The 14,980-nt window shown below is 49.9% G+C and carries 17 protein-coding genes; 12 read left to right on the top strand and 5 right to left on the bottom strand.

From position 1 onward, the window contains the following. Window positions 1-19: 19 nt before the first annotated feature. Window positions 20-736: a ribonuclease PH gene (rph, locus tag ACH1XZ_RS11760; protein WP_395595710.1), complete on the top strand. Its 717-nt coding sequence runs from the start codon at window positions 20-22 to the stop codon at window positions 734-736. 63 nt (window positions 737-799) lie between these two features. Next, on the top strand, window positions 800-1,441 hold the full coding sequence (pyrE, locus tag ACH1XZ_RS11755; protein WP_395595709.1) for an orotate phosphoribosyltransferase: 642 nt from the start codon (window positions 800-802) through the stop codon (window positions 1,439-1,441). Window positions 1,442-1,478: 37 nt separating this feature from the next. On the opposite strand, the gene slmA is transcribed toward pyrE, so the two are convergent. From slmA to coaBC, 3 genes are all read right to left on the bottom strand, one after another. Then, window positions 1,479-2,075, bottom strand: a complete 597-nt coding sequence (slmA, locus tag ACH1XZ_RS11750) for a nucleoid occlusion factor SlmA (RefSeq protein WP_035895831.1) — start codon at window positions 2,073-2,075, stop codon at window positions 1,479-1,481. Between the two features lie 152 nt (window positions 2,076-2,227). Then, window positions 2,228-2,686: a dUTP diphosphatase gene (gene dut, locus ACH1XZ_RS11745; RefSeq protein WP_185667490.1), complete on the bottom strand. Its 459-nt coding sequence runs from the start codon at window positions 2,684-2,686 to the stop codon at window positions 2,228-2,230. Then, on the bottom strand, window positions 2,664-3,884 hold the full coding sequence (gene coaBC / locus ACH1XZ_RS11740; RefSeq protein WP_395595834.1) for a bifunctional phosphopantothenoylcysteine decarboxylase/phosphopantothenate--cysteine ligase CoaBC: 1,221 nt from the start codon (window positions 3,882-3,884) through the stop codon (window positions 2,664-2,666). Before coaBC ends, dut begins: the two co-directional genes overlap by 23 nt. Window positions 3,885-4,060: 176 nt before the next feature. On the opposite strand from coaBC, the gene radC reads away from it, so the two are divergent. From radC to mutM, 4 genes are all read left to right on the top strand, one after another. Then, a complete protein-coding gene (radC, locus tag ACH1XZ_RS11735; protein WP_395595708.1) occupies window positions 4,061-4,726 on the top strand; it encodes a RadC family protein in 666 nt (221 codons plus the stop codon). Window positions 4,727-4,945: 219 nt separating this feature from the next. Continuing rightward, window positions 4,946-5,182 (top strand): 50S ribosomal protein L28, encoded by a 237-nt coding sequence (gene rpmB, locus ACH1XZ_RS11730; RefSeq protein WP_002436699.1) that lies wholly within the window; start codon window positions 4,946-4,948, stop codon window positions 5,180-5,182. A gap of 22 nt (window positions 5,183-5,204) precedes the next feature. Continuing rightward, window positions 5,205-5,372: a 50S ribosomal protein L33 gene (rpmG, locus tag ACH1XZ_RS11725; RefSeq protein ID WP_003024094.1), complete on the top strand. Its 168-nt coding sequence runs from the start codon at window positions 5,205-5,207 to the stop codon at window positions 5,370-5,372. 98 nt (window positions 5,373-5,470) lie between these two features. Beyond that, window positions 5,471-6,280, top strand: a complete 810-nt coding sequence (gene mutM / locus ACH1XZ_RS11720; protein ID WP_395595707.1) for a bifunctional DNA-formamidopyrimidine glycosylase/DNA-(apurinic or apyrimidinic site) lyase — start codon at window positions 5,471-5,473, stop codon at window positions 6,278-6,280. A 52-nt stretch (window positions 6,281-6,332) separates the two neighbouring features. Here mutM and coaD read toward each other — a convergent pair whose 3' ends face one another. Further along, the gene (gene coaD, locus ACH1XZ_RS11715; RefSeq protein ID WP_395595706.1) at window positions 6,333-6,812 is read right to left on the bottom strand and encodes a pantetheine-phosphate adenylyltransferase; all 480 of its coding nucleotides are present in this window, start codon (window positions 6,810-6,812) and stop codon (window positions 6,333-6,335) included. A gap of 8 nt (window positions 6,813-6,820) precedes the next feature. After that, window positions 6,821-8,098 (bottom strand): lipid IV(A) 3-deoxy-D-manno-octulosonic acid transferase, encoded by a 1,278-nt coding sequence (gene waaA, locus ACH1XZ_RS11710; RefSeq protein ID WP_395595705.1) that lies wholly within the window; start codon window positions 8,096-8,098, stop codon window positions 6,821-6,823. Window positions 8,099-8,501: 403 nt separating this feature from the next. On the opposite strand from waaA, the gene rfaQ reads away from it, so the two are divergent. The 6 genes from rfaQ to ACH1XZ_RS11680 all read left to right on the top strand — a co-directional run bounded on the left by rfaQ (window position 8,502) and on the right by ACH1XZ_RS11680 (window position 14,923). Next, window positions 8,502-9,572 carry a lipopolysaccharide core heptosyltransferase RfaQ gene (gene rfaQ, locus ACH1XZ_RS11705; protein WP_395595704.1) on the top strand — a complete coding sequence of 357 codons (1,071 nt, stop codon included), beginning with the start codon at window positions 8,502-8,504 and terminating at the stop codon, window positions 9,570-9,572. After that, window positions 9,569-10,684 (top strand): glycosyltransferase family 4 protein, encoded by a 1,116-nt coding sequence (locus tag ACH1XZ_RS11700; RefSeq protein ID WP_395595703.1) that lies wholly within the window; start codon window positions 9,569-9,571, stop codon window positions 10,682-10,684. Before rfaQ ends, ACH1XZ_RS11700 begins: the two co-directional genes overlap by 4 nt. A gap of 1 nt (window position 10,685) precedes the next feature. Then, the gene (gene rfaP, locus ACH1XZ_RS11695; protein WP_395595702.1) at window positions 10,686-11,483 is read left to right on the top strand and encodes a lipopolysaccharide core heptose(I) kinase RfaP; all 798 of its coding nucleotides are present in this window, start codon (window positions 10,686-10,688) and stop codon (window positions 11,481-11,483) included. An 18-nt stretch (window positions 11,484-11,501) separates the two neighbouring features. Further along, window positions 11,502-12,518 (top strand): lipopolysaccharide 3-alpha-galactosyltransferase, encoded by a 1,017-nt coding sequence (waaO, locus tag ACH1XZ_RS11690; protein WP_395595701.1) that lies wholly within the window; start codon window positions 11,502-11,504, stop codon window positions 12,516-12,518. A gap of 57 nt (window positions 12,519-12,575) precedes the next feature. After that, a complete protein-coding gene (locus tag ACH1XZ_RS11685; RefSeq protein ID WP_395595700.1) occupies window positions 12,576-13,556 on the top strand; it encodes a glycosyltransferase family 2 protein in 981 nt (326 codons plus the stop codon). Between the two features lie 113 nt (window positions 13,557-13,669). Next, window positions 13,670-14,923 (top strand): O-antigen ligase family protein, encoded by a 1,254-nt coding sequence (locus ACH1XZ_RS11680; RefSeq protein WP_395595699.1) that lies wholly within the window; start codon window positions 13,670-13,672, stop codon window positions 14,921-14,923. Window positions 14,924-14,980: the final 57 nt, after the last annotated feature.

The raw sequence follows: 14,980 nt of genomic DNA, 5'->3' as shown, positions 1-14,980 counted from the left end.
CAAGCCGGAGATATCTATCATGCGTCCAGCAGGTCGTAGTGCCAACCAGGTGCGCCCCGTCACCCTGACCCGTAATTATACAAAACACGCTGAAGGCTCCGTGCTGGTCGAATTTGGTGATACCAAAGTGCTTTGCACCGCCTCTATTGATGAAGGCGTACCCCGTTTCCTGAAAGGCCAGGGTCAGGGTTGGATCACCGCCGAGTACGGCATGCTGCCGCGCGCGACCCACACGCGTAATGCCCGTGAAGCGGCAAAAGGCAAGCAGGGCGGTCGTACCATGGAAATTCAACGTCTGATTGCTCGTGCGTTACGTGCGGCAGTGGACCTGAAAGCGCTGGGTGAATTCACCATTACCCTGGACTGCGACGTTATCCAGGCCGACGGTGGCACTCGTACTGCATCGATTACCGGTGCCTGCGTAGCGCTGGCCGATGCGCTGGGCAAACTGGTTGCCGCTGGCAAACTGAAAACTAACCCAATGAAAGGGATGGTAGCCGCAGTTTCTGTCGGTATCGTGAACGGCGAGGCGCTGTGTGACCTGGAATACGTTGAAGACTCGGCGGCAGAAACCGATATGAACGTAGTGATGACCGAAGACGGACGCATCATTGAAGTTCAGGGCACCGCGGAAGGCGAGCCGTTCACCCATGAAGAGTTACTCACCTTGCTGGCGTTGGCCCGAGGGGGAATCGAATCCATTATCACGACGCAGAAAGCGGCGTTAGAGAATTGATGTTAAGGGCGACGTTGTCGCCCTTTTTTTTGTCCGTAATAAAGTGAGATGAGGAGCGAATCCATGAAACCGTATCAGCGCCAGTTTATTGAGTTTGCGCTTAACAAGCAGGTACTTAAGTTTGGCGAATTTACGCTGAAATCCGGGCGCAAAAGCCCCTATTTCTTCAACGCCGGGCTGTTTAATACCGGGCGCGATCTGGCACTGTTAGGCCGTTTTTATGCCGAAGCGCTGGTGGATTCCGGTATTGAGTTTGATCTGCTGTTTGGGCCTGCCTACAAAGGTATTCCGATTGCCACGACCACTGCGGTCGCGCTGGCGGAACATCACGACCGTGATTATCCGTACTGCTTTAACCGTAAAGAAGCCAAAGATCACGGCGAAGGCGGCAACCTGGTGGGTAGCGCGCTGACCGGCCGCGTGATGCTGGTGGATGACGTGATCACTGCGGGTACCGCGATCCGTGAGTCAATGGAAATTATCCAGGCCAACGGCGCGCAGCTTGCCGGTGTGCTGATCTCTTTGGATCGTCAGGAACGTGGACGCGGTGAAATTTCAGCTATTCAGGAAGTGGAACGCGACTACGGTTGTGAAGTTATCTCGATCATTACGCTGAAAGAGCTGATCGCCTATCTGGAAGAAAAACCGGAGATGGCTGAGCATCTGGCTTCAGTGCGCGCTTATCGCGAGGCGTACGGCGTATAAAAAAATAGCCCGGCATCTGCCGGGCTATTTGAGTGCATTATTGCAGTTGCGCAACAATCAACGGCCAGCGGGCGTCGAAATCGTCCGTTGGTCGGTATTTGAATTCGCTGCGAACAAAGCGTGACAGCATCCCTTCACAGAAGGCCAGCAACTGGCTTGCCAACAGCGTTTCATCCGTTTCGTAGCCTTCACCTTCCCGCATTTTCCGCTCACGCAGAACCTGGCGCAGTTGAGCTTCAATACGCTCAAACAGCTGGTTGATACGTCCCTGCAGGCGGTCTTGCTCAAACATGAGCGCATGGCCGGTCAGGATACGGGTCAACCCCGGGTTGAGTTCACCAAAGCCAAGAATCAACAGCACAATCAGACGTAAACGTGTAGTAGTGTCCTTCTCGTCTTTGAGGATCAGGTTGATTCGGGTAATCAGGCTATCTTCGATAAACTCGATAAGGCTATCGAACATGCGGGTTTTGCTAGGAAAATGCCGGTACAGCGCTGCTTCGGAAACGCCAACGGAAGCGGCCAGCTTGGCCGTTGTAATACGCTGGCTACCATCGCTGGATTCAAGCATCAACGCCAGGGATTGAAGTATTTCCTCGCGACGATTCCTTTTCGCAGTTTGCTTTTCTGCCATGTTCTAAAATACCCCTGAAAATAAAACACTTGTCAGGCGAGCATCCACACGGTGACCGCAATCATAATTTGCAGTGATGTATTCGCATTATGACACCGTGAGATACGTAAAAACGGGCGCACCGTACTTTACAGGGTGCGCCTTAGGACGAGTTACTTGCGCCCTGAGTGGCCAAAACCACCTTCGCCACGGTCGGTGGCTTCAAACGATTCGACCAGATTAAACTCGGCCTGTACGACAGGAACAAACACCATTTGCGCAACACGTTCGCCCGGCTCAATGGTGAAGGTCGTTTGCCCACGGTTCCAGATAGAAACCATCAGCTGACCTTGGTAGTCGGAGTCAATCAACCCGACCAGGTTACCCAGCACGATACCGTGCTTGTGGCCAAGGCCAGAGCGCGGAAGCATGACGGCTGCCAGAGAGGGGTCGGCAATGTGAATCGCCAGCCCTGTCGGCAGCAAGGTAGTTTCGCCTGGCGCCAGCTCTACGGCGTCATCAAGACAGGCGCGCAGATCAAGGCCTGCAGAGCCAGCAGTGGCATAGGTAGGCAGCGGGAACTGCTGACCAATACGCGAGTCCAGAATCTTAACGTCGATTTTTTTCATCATAACGGGTAACGATCTCGTCCAATAATAGTTGGCCCAGGAGTGACTTACTGGCGAGTGGTAAGCGCTTCTCGCCGTCCTGCCAGAAAAGGTGTAATGCGTTGTTATCGCTATTAAATCCTTGATTTGATTGCGAAACATCGTTAGCGCAAATCAGATCAAGATTCTTGCGGCTACGCTTTTGCCGCGCATATTCTTCCACATTATTCGTTTCGGCGGCAAACCCTACGACATAAGGTCGCGCTGTTTTTCGTGCTGCCACGCCGGCGACGATGTCAGGGTTTTTCACCATTTTTATTGTGAATTCATCACCCTGGGTATCCTGCTTCTTAATTTTTTCGTCGGCAATGACGGCGGCACGATAATCCGCGACGGCGGCACAGCCGATGAAAATATGCTGCCCGGCGACGCCTGCCTGAACGGCCGCATTCATCTCTTCGGCGGTTGTTACGTCAACGCGCTGCACGAACGCTGGGGTTGGCAGCGATACCGGGCCGCTTACCAGCGTAACGTTCGCACCGCGCTGTGCGGCCGCTTCGGCGATGGCAAAGCCCATTTTCCCGGAGCTGTGGTTGGTGATGTAACGCACCGGGTCCAGCGGTTCACGGGTTGGGCCAGCGGTAATCATGATGTTCAGATGTTGCAAATCTTTGACGGGCGAAAAGTGCGCTGCAGCCATATCGACAATCGTCAGTGGGTCAAGCATGCGTCCTGGACCGACGTCACCACAGGCCTGGCTGCCGCTATCCGGGCCCCAGATGAGCATATTGCGCGAGGCTAATACTTCAAGATTGTGCTGGGTGGCGGCTGCACGGTACATCTGCTGGTTCATGGCCGGTGCGATGGCAATCGGCGAAGGTGTTGCCAGACAGATAGTAGAGACCAGGTCGTTTGCCATCCCTGCGGCGACGCGGGCTATCAGGTCTGCCGTAGCTGGCGCCAGAATCACGAGGTCAGCCCATTTCCCCAGCTCAATGTGACCCATTGCGGCTTCTGCTGCGGTATCGAGCAGGCTGTCGGAAACCGGGTAGCCGGAAACGGCCTGCAGGCTTAATGGGGTGATGAAAGCTTTTGCGGCTTCCGTCATGGCAACGCGCACATCCGCGCCGCGGTCGCGCAGGCGACGTACGAGTTCCGGCGTTTTATAGGCAGCAATGCCGCCGCTGACGCCAAGAACAATTTTTTTACCGGCCAGGCTCATCATGATTCTTTCCTGTTAGGGGGACACCAGAATTCGCGCATTTTATCACAATCCCGTCGGGGTCGTGCGCCTGTGACATCGACACTTTGCGAGGGGCTACGCAAGCGCGCTATCTCTGCCGTGCGGTAGTGTCCGCGTTGTGACAGCATGACGGTTGTTTTTGGAAGGAGGTTGCCATGGAGAGCGCAGAAGTGATGCTACCGCGCGAAAAGATGCAGCGGTACGGAATTGAGTCGCTATCGGATACCGAGCTGCTGGCGCTGTTTTTACGAACGGGTACGCGAGAAAAAAGCGTGATGCGCTATTCTCACGACCTGCTGCGACATTTTGGGTCGCTCTATCGGTTGTTGTCCGCAACGGAAGCGGAGATGACCCGGATTGATGGCATGGGGATTGCCAAATATGCGCAGTTGAAAGGAATTGCCGAGTTGGCGCGTCGATACTTTAGCGTGAGAATGCTGGAAGACGATTCTTTGCTGAGTCCTGAACTGACCCGGGAGTTTTTACAAAGTCAGTTGGCGGATGAGGAGCGAGAAATCTTTGTGGTCATCTTCCTCGATAACCAGCACAAAGTGCTCAAACATAGTCGACTTTTTTCCGGCACGTTGAGCCATGTGGAGGTGCATCCGCGCGAAATTGTACGAGAAGCCATCAAAGTGAATGCTGCAGCGGTGATCCTCGCGCATAATCATCCATCAGGTAATGCCGAACCGAGTAAATCAGACAGACTTATCACCGAAAGGGTGGTAAAGTGTTGCCAATTCATGGATGTACGTGTACTCGACCATCTGGTTATTGGCCGCGGTGAGTATGTTTCTTTTGCCGAACGAGGCTGGATTTAGCGGATAATTACGCGATCCACCGGGATCTTTGTCTGTTCGGGACTTGAGCATATCTTCGTGTCAGCGTATACTACGCCACCTTTGAGAATCTCGGGTTTGGCATTTGGGCCTGGCAATCGAGAGTTCACTTAGAACTACGCGATGACCGGGCTGTAAAGCCTGACGAGGCGCCGATACCCCATACGAAGCTCGAGCTAATTTGATTTTTGGAGAATAGACATGTCCCGAGTCTGCCAAGTTACTGGCAAGCGTCCGGTGACCGGTAACAACCGTTCCCACGCACTGAACGCGACTAAACGCCGTTTCCTGCCGAACCTGCACTCTCACCGTTTCTGGGTTGAGAGCGAGAAGCGTTTTGTCACCCTGCGTGTATCTGCTAAAGGTATGCGTGTTATTGATAAGAAAGGCATCGATACAGTTCTGTCCGAACTGCGTGCCCGTGGCGAAAAGTACTAAGTACTTAACGAGGAAATAAATCATGGCTAAAGGTATTCGCGAGAAAATCAAGCTGGTTTCTTCTGCTGGTACAGGTCACTTCTACACCACCACGAAGAACAAACGTACTAAACCGGAAAAACTGGAACTGAAAAAATTCGATCCAGTTGTCCGTCAGCACGTTCTGTACAAAGAAGCTAAAATCAAATAATTTTAGTTTCGATGTCACGAAAAACCTCGCCTCGGCGGGGTTTTTTGTTTTCTACGCGTCCCCATAATAGAGAGATCTGTATTTGAGCCGGAGACGCTATGCCTGAATTACCCGAAGTTGAAACCAGCCGCCGGGGCATCGAACCTCACCTGGTCGGTGCGACCATCCAGTACGCCGTTATTCGCAACGGCCGCCTACGCTGGCCCGTCTCTGACGAAATCTACCGCCTGAGCGACAAGCCTGTCCTGAGCGTTCAGCGACGCGCTAAATACCTTCTGCTGGAACTCCCTGACGGTTGGATAATTATCCATCTGGGAATGTCGGGTAGTCTGCGTATCCTCTCTGAAGAACTGCCTGCTGAAAAGCATGACCATGTTGACCTGGTGATGAGTAACGGCAAAGTGCTGCGTTATACCGACCCACGTCGCTTTGGCGCCTGGTTATGGACCACGGCGCTGGAAGGACACAGCGTGCTCGCTCATCTTGGCCCAGAGCCGCTGAGCGCGGAATTTAACGCTGACTATCTGCTGGCGAAGTGCGTGAAGAAGAAAACGGCGATTAAGCCCTGGCTGATGGATAACAAGCTGGTGGTGGGTGTGGGAAATATCTATGCCAGTGAATCGCTGTTTGCCGCGCGGATCCATCCGGATCGGCTGGCGTCATCGCTCTCAAGAGAAGAGGGTGAACGACTGGTAGGCGCGATCAAAGCGGTGCTGGCGCGATCGATTGAACAGGGTGGGACGACGCTAAAAGACTTCCTGCAAAGCGACGGCAAGCCAGGCTATTTTGCTCAGGAGTTACAGGTGTATGGGCGCAAAGGGGAAGCGTGCCGGGTATGTGGTGCGCCGATTGTGGCGAGCAAGCATGCGCAGCGGGCGACGTTTTACTGCAAACAGTGCCAGAAGTAACCCATACAGGTAGCCCGGCCAAGCGAAGCGCCGCCGGGAACGACACCGAAGCCTACTTCAGCTTCTCCATCAATGCCTGATGCACGTTCACCGGCAGGAAATGGGTCACATCGCCATTGTGCCGCGCCACCTCTTTTACCAGCGTTGACGAGATAAATGACCACTCTTTAGAAGGCATCAGGAAGACGCTTTCCAGTTCTGGCATCAGGTGGCGATTCATATGCGCCAACTGCATTTCATACTCAAAGTCAGCCACGGCGCGCAGGCCGCGAATCAGAATGTTGGCCTGTTGCACGCGGGCAAAGTTCGCCATCAGGTCGCTGAAGCCCATCACTTCGACGTTAGCAAGATGCGCCGTAGCCTGCTGTGCCAGCGCCACGCGCTCGCTCAGATCAAACATCGGTTTTTTGCTGGGGCTTGCGGCAATGGCAAGGATGACATGGTCAAACATGCAGGCTGCACGGGTCACGATATCAAGGTGACCGTTGGTGATCGGATCGAAGGTGCCTGGATAAATTGCCCGTTTTTGCATAGTCATCCTCAATGCGTTTTCGGTGGCAGGTAAGGCTCCAGAAGCTGTAGCAGGCGCTGCAGTGCGCCCTGATTCTGGTAAAGAACCTCAACGGCATGACGGCCATAGAAACTACGGTAGTCTTCATCGGCTAACAGGGACGCAACTTCTTTCTCAAGGCTGGCGACATCGGTGACGGTAATCAGCCCGCTCGCCTGCTCCAGGCGAGCACAGATATCTTTAAAGTTGAAGGTGTGTGGCCCCATCAGCACCGGAATAGCATGGGCAGCTGCTTCCAGCGGGTTGTGCCCGCCACGTTCAACCAGTGAACCACCAACAAACGCTAGATCGGCAATGCCGTAAAGCAGCATCAGTTCACCCATTGTATCGCCAATCACCACCTGAGTGGTGGCAGAAGGCACTTCGCCGGAAGAGCGAGTCGTATAGCTCAGGCCTGCCTGACGGGTCAGGTTGATGGCATCCGGGAAACGCTCAGGATGGCGAGGCACCAGAATCAACAAGAGATCGGGATATTGCTGTAGCAACGCTTTGTGCGCGGAAATAATGATGCTCTCTTCACCATCGTGGGTGCTGGTAGCAATCCATACCGGGCGATGCGGAGCCCATTGGCGACGCAGCGTGACGGCTCTGGCCGCCAACTGTGGCGTTACCGAGATATCAAACTTCAGGCTGCCGGTAATCGTGACCTGGTTGTTTTTCGCCCCTAAGGCAACAAAGCGTTTTCCGTCTTCTTCATTCTGCGCTGCAATCAGCGTGATGCGTTGCAGTAGCGTACGTACAAACGAGCCCAGTTTTGCGTAACCGGCAGCAGAGCGCTCGGAAAGACGGGCGTTGGCAATGACCAGTGGAATATGGCGACGATGCAGCGCGGCAATGAGGTTCGGCCATAGCTCCGTTTCCATGATAAGTACCAGCTTAGGGTCAATCTTATCGAGGAAGCGATTAAGGGCATCGGGTAAATCATACGGCAGATAGACGTGCTGGACATCTTTGCCAAAAGCGGACTGAACGCGTTCTGAACCCGTTGGGGTCATGGTGGTTACCGTAATCGGTAAATCAGGGTAACGATGACGCAACGCGCGAACCAGAGGGATAGCGGCAAGTGTTTCACCGACGGAAACAGAATGCAGCATAATACCGCCAGGCTTAAGCGGTTGGCGGTAGAAACCATAACGTTCACCCCAGCGTTTGCGATAGGCTGGAGCCTTACGTCCGCGCAGCCAAAGCCGTACCCAGATGAGAGGCTGGATAAGGTAGAGGAGGGCGGTGTAAAGCAATTCAAGCATAATAAATAGCTGAGTTATGAATGTGCTGTGGATTCTATGTATTTACCCTTGGCTTTACCATTACTTTTGCTGTTTTTGGTCTAAATTATCCACAGCGCTGCATCTGGCTGTAGATATTACTGTTAATCCTTCTTTTTACGCCATTCGCTGCTATTTATCCCCCTTAGATTTTGGTGGCGAAGTTTCGATGTGTTCGTTGCTTTTCTTGCTTATCATAATGATTTTGAAGCTAAAGATTGATTTGTAGTGCAAGGTGCTTGCTGTTCGGATTGCGACAAAAGAAGTGATACACTGTTGCGTCAAAAATGAGTGCAATACCAGTAATCAGGTAACTGTTGAGCCTGGGGCGGTAGCGTGCTTTTTTTCCTCTATTTACCGAAAAACCTCAACCAAAGAGTCGCTTGTGGAAAAGCCATTTAGAAAAATTCTGGTCATTAAAATGCGTTTTCACGGGGATATGTTGCTAACCACTCCCGTTATTAGCACGCTTAAATGCCACTATCCTGATGCGAAGGTTGATGTCTTGCTGTACGAAGAGACGATGCCGATTTTATCCGAGAACCCTGAAATAAACGCGCTGTATGGCATCAAAAATAAGAAAGCTAAGGCCTCGGAAAAGATCGCTAATTTCGTCAGTTTAATCAGAACGCTGCGAGCTAATCGATACGATCTTGTCGTCAATATGGCCGATCAATGGATGGTTGCCGTGCTGGTGCGTTTACTGAACGTGCCGATGAGCATTTCACAGGACTATCATCATCGTCAGTCGGCTTTCTGGCGTAACAGCTTTACGCATCTGGCGGCGCTGAAAGGGAAAAACGTCGTTGAGAGCAACCTGTCGGTGCTGGCGCCGCTGGGCTTTGATACGACGATCGCTAAAACGACGATGAGCTACCAGTCGGCATGCTGGGAACGTGTACACGGTGAACTGGAGAAAGCGGGCGTTAGCGCTCGCTACGTTGTGATTCAGCCGACGGCGCGACAAGTTTTTAAATGCTGGGAGAACCAGAAGTTCTCTCAGGTGATTGATGCCCTACATGCGCGTGGCGTTGACGTCGTGCTGACTTCAGGCCCTGGTGCGGAAGATTTAGCCTGCGTGAATGCGATTGCACAAGGCTGTCAGCGCCCGCCGGTAACGGCACTGGCTGGGAAAATGACGTTTCCTGAGCTGGGTGCGCTAATTGACCATGCCGCGCTTTTCATCGGCGTTGACTCCGCGCCAGGCCATATCGCCGCGGCGGTCAACACGCCGCTAATTTGTTTGTTTGGCGCCACAGACCATATTTTCTGGCGTCCCTGGTCGGACAATATGATTCAATTCTGGGCCGGTGATTATCGACCAATGCCGCCGCGCGAGCAGCGCGATCGCAATGAGATGTATCTTGCGGTCATTCCCGCTGAAGATGTTATTGCAGCCATTGATAAAATAATGCCCGCCGGTCAGGCTGAAGCTGTAAAAGGTGAAGCGCTATGATCGTTGCATTCTGTCTGTATAAGTATTTTCCCTTCGGCGGACTCCAGCGAGATTTTATGCGCATTGCGCAAACCGTAGCGGCTCGTGGGCATCAGGTGCGAATCTATACGCAATTCTGGGAAGGTGAATGTCCCGATGTCTTTGAGTTAATTCTGGTCCCGGTAAAATCTCGCACTAACCATGGGCGTAATGCCGAATATTATGCGTGGGTGCAAAATCATTTACGTGAGCATCCGGTGGCGCGAGTCGTTGGCTTCAATAAGATGCCAGGGCTCGATGTCTACTATGCTGCCGACGTTTGCTATGCCGAAAAAGTGGCGCAGGAAAAGGGGTTCTTTTATCGCCTGACGTCGCGCTATCGCCATTATGCCGCGTTTGAACGGGCGACCTTCGAGCAGGGTAAGCCAACGCAACTCCTGATGCTGACCGATAAGCAGATCGCAGACTTTCAAAAGCACTATCAGACGGAGCCCGGGCGCTTTCATATCCTGCCGCCAGGAATCTACCCGGACAGAAAATACAGCCAGCAGATACCTGATGCCCGCCAGATTTATCGCGAAAAGAATGGCCTGACCGCGGCACAAAACGTGCTGCTACAGGTAGGATCTGACTTTACGCGCAAAGGTGTGGATCGCACGCTAAATGCGGTTGCTGCGTTGCCGGAAAGCGTGCGGCGGAACACCCAACTGTTTATTGTCGGCCAGGATAAACCGGGAAAATTCGCGGCATTGGCCGAGAAACTGGGGATTCGTCGTAACGTTCATTTCTTTGCTGGTCGCAACGATGTGGCGGAATTGATGGCGGCAGCCGATCTGTTGTTACACCCTGCTTATCAGGAAGCTGCGGGTATTGTACTGCTGGAGGCGGTCACGGCGGGATTACCGGTCTTAACGACCAGCGTATGTGGCTATGCGCACTATATTGCTGATGCAAACTGTGGCGAGGTTATCGCCGAGCCGTTCCGGCAAGAAGCCTTGAATGAGATTTTATTGAAGGCCCTAACCCAGCCAGCGCTGCGTGCTGCCTGGGCTGAAAATGCGCGCAATTATGCCGATACACAAGATTTGTACAGTCTGGCGGATAAAGCGGCAGATATCATTATAGGTGATTGAGATGGTTGAGCTGAATGAACCGCTTGCCACGCTGTGGCGTGGTAAAGATGCTTTTGAGGAAGTGAAACACCTAGAAGGCGAAGTGTTTCGTGAACTGGAGACTCGCCGTACGCTGCGCTTTGAGATGGCGGGCGCGAGCTATTTCCTGAAATGGCACCGCGGCACGTCGCTAAAAGAGATTGTAAAGAACCTGATATCGCTGCGTATGCCGGTGCTGGGCGCTGACCGGGAATGGAATGCGATTCATCGCCTGCGCGATGTCGGCGTTGATACCATGCAGGGGGTTGGCTTTGGTGAAAAAGGGCTGAATCCGCTGACAAAAACGTCTTTTATCATTACTGAAGACCTCACGCCGACCATTAGCCTTGAAGATTACTGTGCCGATTGGGCAACGAACCCGCCGAACGCGGTGGTTAAGCGTATGATCATCAAGCGCGTCGCGACCATGGTGCGCAAAATGCACCTGAGCGGGATTAACCACCGCGACTGCTATATTTGCCACTTCCTCCTGCACTTGCCGTTTAACGGTCGGGAAGATGAGCTGAAAATCTCGGTTATCGATCTTCATCGTGCGCAGATTCGTCATCAGGTCCCGCAGCGGTGGCGTGATAAGGATTTGATTGGCCTCTATTTCTCGTCGTTGAATATTGGTCTGACATCACGGGATATTTTGCGCTTTATGCGGGTCTATTTTGATAAACCTCTCCGTGAAGTGCTGCGCGAAGAACAGGCGCTGCTGGCAAAAGCAGCAGACAAGGCCAATAAAATTCAAGAAAGAACGATCAGAAAATCGTTGTAATTGTTGGGAGAGGGTCATATGAATTATCAGCATCTTAACGCAGAAGAGTATATTAATCAGACATTGTGCTATGGCGCAGAGTCTCTATCTGCTGATGCTAACCCGTTGCATATTGCCTACGGGATAGATAAAAATTTTCTGTTTGGGTGCGGCGTATCAATCGCATCAATTCTGTTAAATAATCGCGATCTGAAATTTGTTTTTCATGTCTTTATTGATATTCTGGCCGAAGATGAACGCGCAAATTTTGCCCAGCTCGCCACTGATTATAATACCTGCATCTATATCCACGTAGTTAATTGTCAAAAACTGGCCTCATTCCCAACAACGAAAAACTGGTCGGTAGCAACCTACTTCCGTTTCATTATTGGTGACTACTTTATCGGTCAGCAGGAGCGCATTTTGTTTATGGATGCCGATATCATGTGCCAGGGTGGCGTGGGCGAACTCTTCGCTCTGCCGCTTGAAGATAAGGTCGCTGCAGTCGTGCCGGAACGAGATAAGGCATGGTGGCACTCACGCGCTCAGGGATTAGATTGCCCTGAACTCGAAAATGGATATTTTAATGCCGGTTTTTTACTCATCAATGTTTCTGCTTGGGCGCAGGAATATGTGTCAGTCAAGGCGCTGACGATGCTGAGTGACAAAAAAATCGCCAGTAAACTCTCCTATCTCGATCAGGATTTGCTCAACATTACACTTGCTGGAAAGGTTAAATTTATTGATTATAAATTTAACACGCAATTCAGCCTTAACTATGAACTCAAATCCGAAGTTGTTAACCCAATAACCGATGAAACAGTATTGATTCATTTTATTGGACCAACAAAACCGTGGCATGAGTGGGCGAACTATCCCAGCGCCGCGCCGTTCCAGCTAGCGAAACAAAATTCCCCCTGGAAAAACCGCGCCTTGATGAAGGCAAGCAACTCAAACTATGCGAGATATAGTGCGAAGCATTGTTTCAAGCAAGGTAACATCTTGAGTGGTATCAAAAGCTATTTATATTATGGCTATCTGAAAATCACAAAGTGAACATATAGTAATTAGTCATTTTTATTTACTGCAACCTTTCATAAAAAGGCTTTGTTGATGAACAGCAATCCCCCCCTGGTTTCGATTATTATGCCGACTTATAATTCTGCAGCGTTTATATTAAAAACGCTTCAAGAACTAGGGTCGCAGAATTTTGATAACTATGAGGTTGTCGTTGTTAATGATGGTTCAAAGGACAATACACGAGATATCCTGACGGCAGAGGCGAAGAAAAACCCTCGGTTAGTGCTTGTTGATAAAGAGAATGGTGGTGTTTCTTCAGCACGCAATGCAGGGATTCGCGCTGCCAAAGGTGAGTTTATCTCTTTCCTTGATGATGATGATCGCATTGCCCCAGATTTCATTCTTCAAATGTATACACAGCAGCAGAAAACCGGCGTTGATGCTGTCTATTGTGGCATGTATAGGGTATATGATGATACTGAAAAAGGAAAAGTGAAGGTTGATACTGAGTTTTCAGAAGGGCATATTCTCTATAGTTTTCTTACGGGTAAAGTGAATTTTCATTTGGGATCTCTATTTATCCGTAAAAAGATCATTGAAGAGAATTCTCTCTCCTTTAATGAACAGTTAAAGATTGGTGAAGATATTTTGTATATCTATCAACTTCTATCTCTTTGTTCGGTGAGTTCGGTAGCAGAATATATGTATTATTATGTTTGCCGACCTGGCTCAGTGATGAATATCAGAAGGGACAGTCAGCATTATCAACATGAAGCATATGCCCATGAGGTCATAAGAGATACGATTGCTGAAAAATATAACCTTGAAGATCGCACTCGTGTACTTGATTTTCTATACACCAATGCAAACTATCATAAAATAAGATACATGTGGAAGCTATTACAACTGGGTGATTTTTCATTATTGTCTTCTGAAATAAAAAACAATAGTGATTTTTTTTCTGAGCGCGGCAATTTTTTATCTCTGGATAAGAAAACAAAACGAAGAGCAATGTATATTAAGATGGATAATAAAATAATTTGGCGAGTCATTCGAATGATAAAATCAGGTTGAGTGATTCTGCATTGCATTATCTGTCTGCGACTCCATTGGGTATCTTTTATGTATGTTCATTTTTGAACATGTTCCATTAGCATCCTAATTTCTATTTTTGTATAGGTGATTGATTGAACGCAAATAGTTCGTGTACTCTCAAGCGGCAGCTACCCGCTTACGCTAAGCAGTTGGTTCTTTTTATTTTCCTTGTTGCACTAGCAGCACTGCCGTTTGCGGAGCATATTTCTAACAAATTGCTACCTGTGGCCGGAATTATTTCGTGTCTATGTGTTATCACCAACCCACGGAGTTATTTTAAAAAAAGCCCGGCGCTCATTATTTTCATATCACTTATCGCACTGGGACTTCTTAACCTGGTATGGGCAACAATATTTAAAGGACACTCAACGGAGTTTACCAACGCCTATCGTGGGCCGATGGAGTTTGGTAAAGTAGCGCTATTCTCTTCTTTTGTATTTTTGGCTTTATTAACCGATCATCAGGATGAAGAGAGGAAAGTCAGTAAAATTTGGTTCATTAACACTGCTTTATTTTCGCAGTTATTATTTTTTGGTTTCGGAGCATGGCAGTATTTTTTCCTCCATATGGAACGGGTCGAGTTTGCAACTAAATTTGCAACTACCGCTAGCTATATATTTATGTTCTCGACAATATTTACCGCTATTCTTATCCTCAAGATAGATGGTAAGTATCGGAATTTACTTTTTGTGCTAAACTTATTTATTGGATTGAGCACTGTTTTGATGACCGGAACCCGCGGTGCAATCCTCGTATTGCCAGTTCTTTACGTGTTCATCATTATTCTGCACTGTGTGTTAACAAAAAAAATAGACTATAAGTTAATAGCATTTTCAGTAATTGTGTTTATTGGTACTTCACTTGCTTTTAAAAATGTTATTGAGACCAGAACGAATAATCTTCACCAGGATATGTCCAACTATTCTCAGAACGATAGCGACTCATCTGTTGGGGCTCGATTGGCTATGTATGAGTCTGGATTGCGTACGTATGCTTTCTGGGGGCAATCACTGGAAACTCGTTCGGAGAAAATTCATGCTTTAGCAAAAGAAGAACCACGGCTTGATGGTGCACTTATCTACCTGAACGCGCACCTACACAATGATATTATTGAAACGCTATCCACGCGCGGCGTACCTGGTGTTTTGCTGATTATCTTCTTCTACCTCGCTTTCGCGTACTACGCTGTTGCCGTCCTGAAGGATTATTATTTACTTATTCTCCTGGCCGCCCCAGCGGTATTGAGTCTCAGTGATGTAATACTCTTCTCGAAAATAGGCCCAACTGCGCTGATGGTTGTGCTGCTTCTGATGTGCGTGTATTCAAAAAACCGAATGATAAAGTAATCACCAGGACAGCCTGAAAATAAAAAGCCCGCGTGGATTATTAATATTCACGCGGGC

Source organism: Kluyvera chengduensis (assembly GCF_044197065.1).
GTDB classification, from domain to species: Bacteria; Pseudomonadota; Gammaproteobacteria; order Enterobacterales; family Enterobacteriaceae; genus Kluyvera; species Kluyvera ascorbata_C.
This window is presented reverse-complemented; position numbering and strand designations above follow the sequence as displayed.

Excerpts from the sequence above, each read along its gene's own strand:
- ACH1XZ_RS11685 (WP_395595700.1), top strand. The coding sequence starts at position 12,576 with ATGAACAGCAATCCCCCCCTGGTTTCGATTATTATGCCGACTTATAAT.
- rph (WP_395595710.1), top strand. The coding sequence starts at position 20 with ATGCGTCCAGCAGGTCGTAGTGCCAACCAGGTGCGCCCCGTCACCCTG.
- slmA (WP_035895831.1), bottom strand. The coding sequence starts at position 2,075 with ATGGCAGAAAAGCAAACTGCGAAAAGGAATCGTCGCGAGGAAATACTT.
- coaD (WP_395595706.1), bottom strand. The coding sequence starts at position 6,812 with ATGCAAAAACGGGCAATTTATCCAGGCACCTTCGATCCGATCACCAAC.
- dut (WP_185667490.1), bottom strand. The coding sequence starts at position 2,686 with ATGATGAAAAAAATCGACGTTAAGATTCTGGACTCGCGTATTGGTCAG.
- rpmB (WP_002436699.1), top strand. The coding sequence starts at position 4,946 with ATGTCCCGAGTCTGCCAAGTTACTGGCAAGCGTCCGGTGACCGGTAAC.
- rpmG (WP_003024094.1), top strand. The coding sequence starts at position 5,205 with ATGGCTAAAGGTATTCGCGAGAAAATCAAGCTGGTTTCTTCTGCTGGT.
- waaA (WP_395595705.1), bottom strand. The coding sequence starts at position 8,098 with ATGCTTGAATTGCTTTACACCGCCCTCCTCTACCTTATCCAGCCTCTC.
- ACH1XZ_RS11700 (WP_395595703.1), top strand. The coding sequence starts at position 9,569 with ATGATCGTTGCATTCTGTCTGTATAAGTATTTTCCCTTCGGCGGACTC.
- mutM (WP_395595707.1), top strand. The coding sequence starts at position 5,471 with ATGCCTGAATTACCCGAAGTTGAAACCAGCCGCCGGGGCATCGAACCT.
- radC (WP_395595708.1), top strand. The coding sequence starts at position 4,061 with ATGGAGAGCGCAGAAGTGATGCTACCGCGCGAAAAGATGCAGCGGTAC.
- pyrE (WP_395595709.1), top strand. The coding sequence starts at position 800 with ATGAAACCGTATCAGCGCCAGTTTATTGAGTTTGCGCTTAACAAGCAG.
- waaO (WP_395595701.1), top strand. The coding sequence starts at position 11,502 with ATGAATTATCAGCATCTTAACGCAGAAGAGTATATTAATCAGACATTG.
- coaBC (WP_395595834.1), bottom strand. The coding sequence starts at position 3,884 with ATGAGCCTGGCCGGTAAAAAAATTGTTCTTGGCGTCAGCGGCGGCATT.
- rfaP (WP_395595702.1), top strand. The coding sequence starts at position 10,686 with ATGGTTGAGCTGAATGAACCGCTTGCCACGCTGTGGCGTGGTAAAGAT.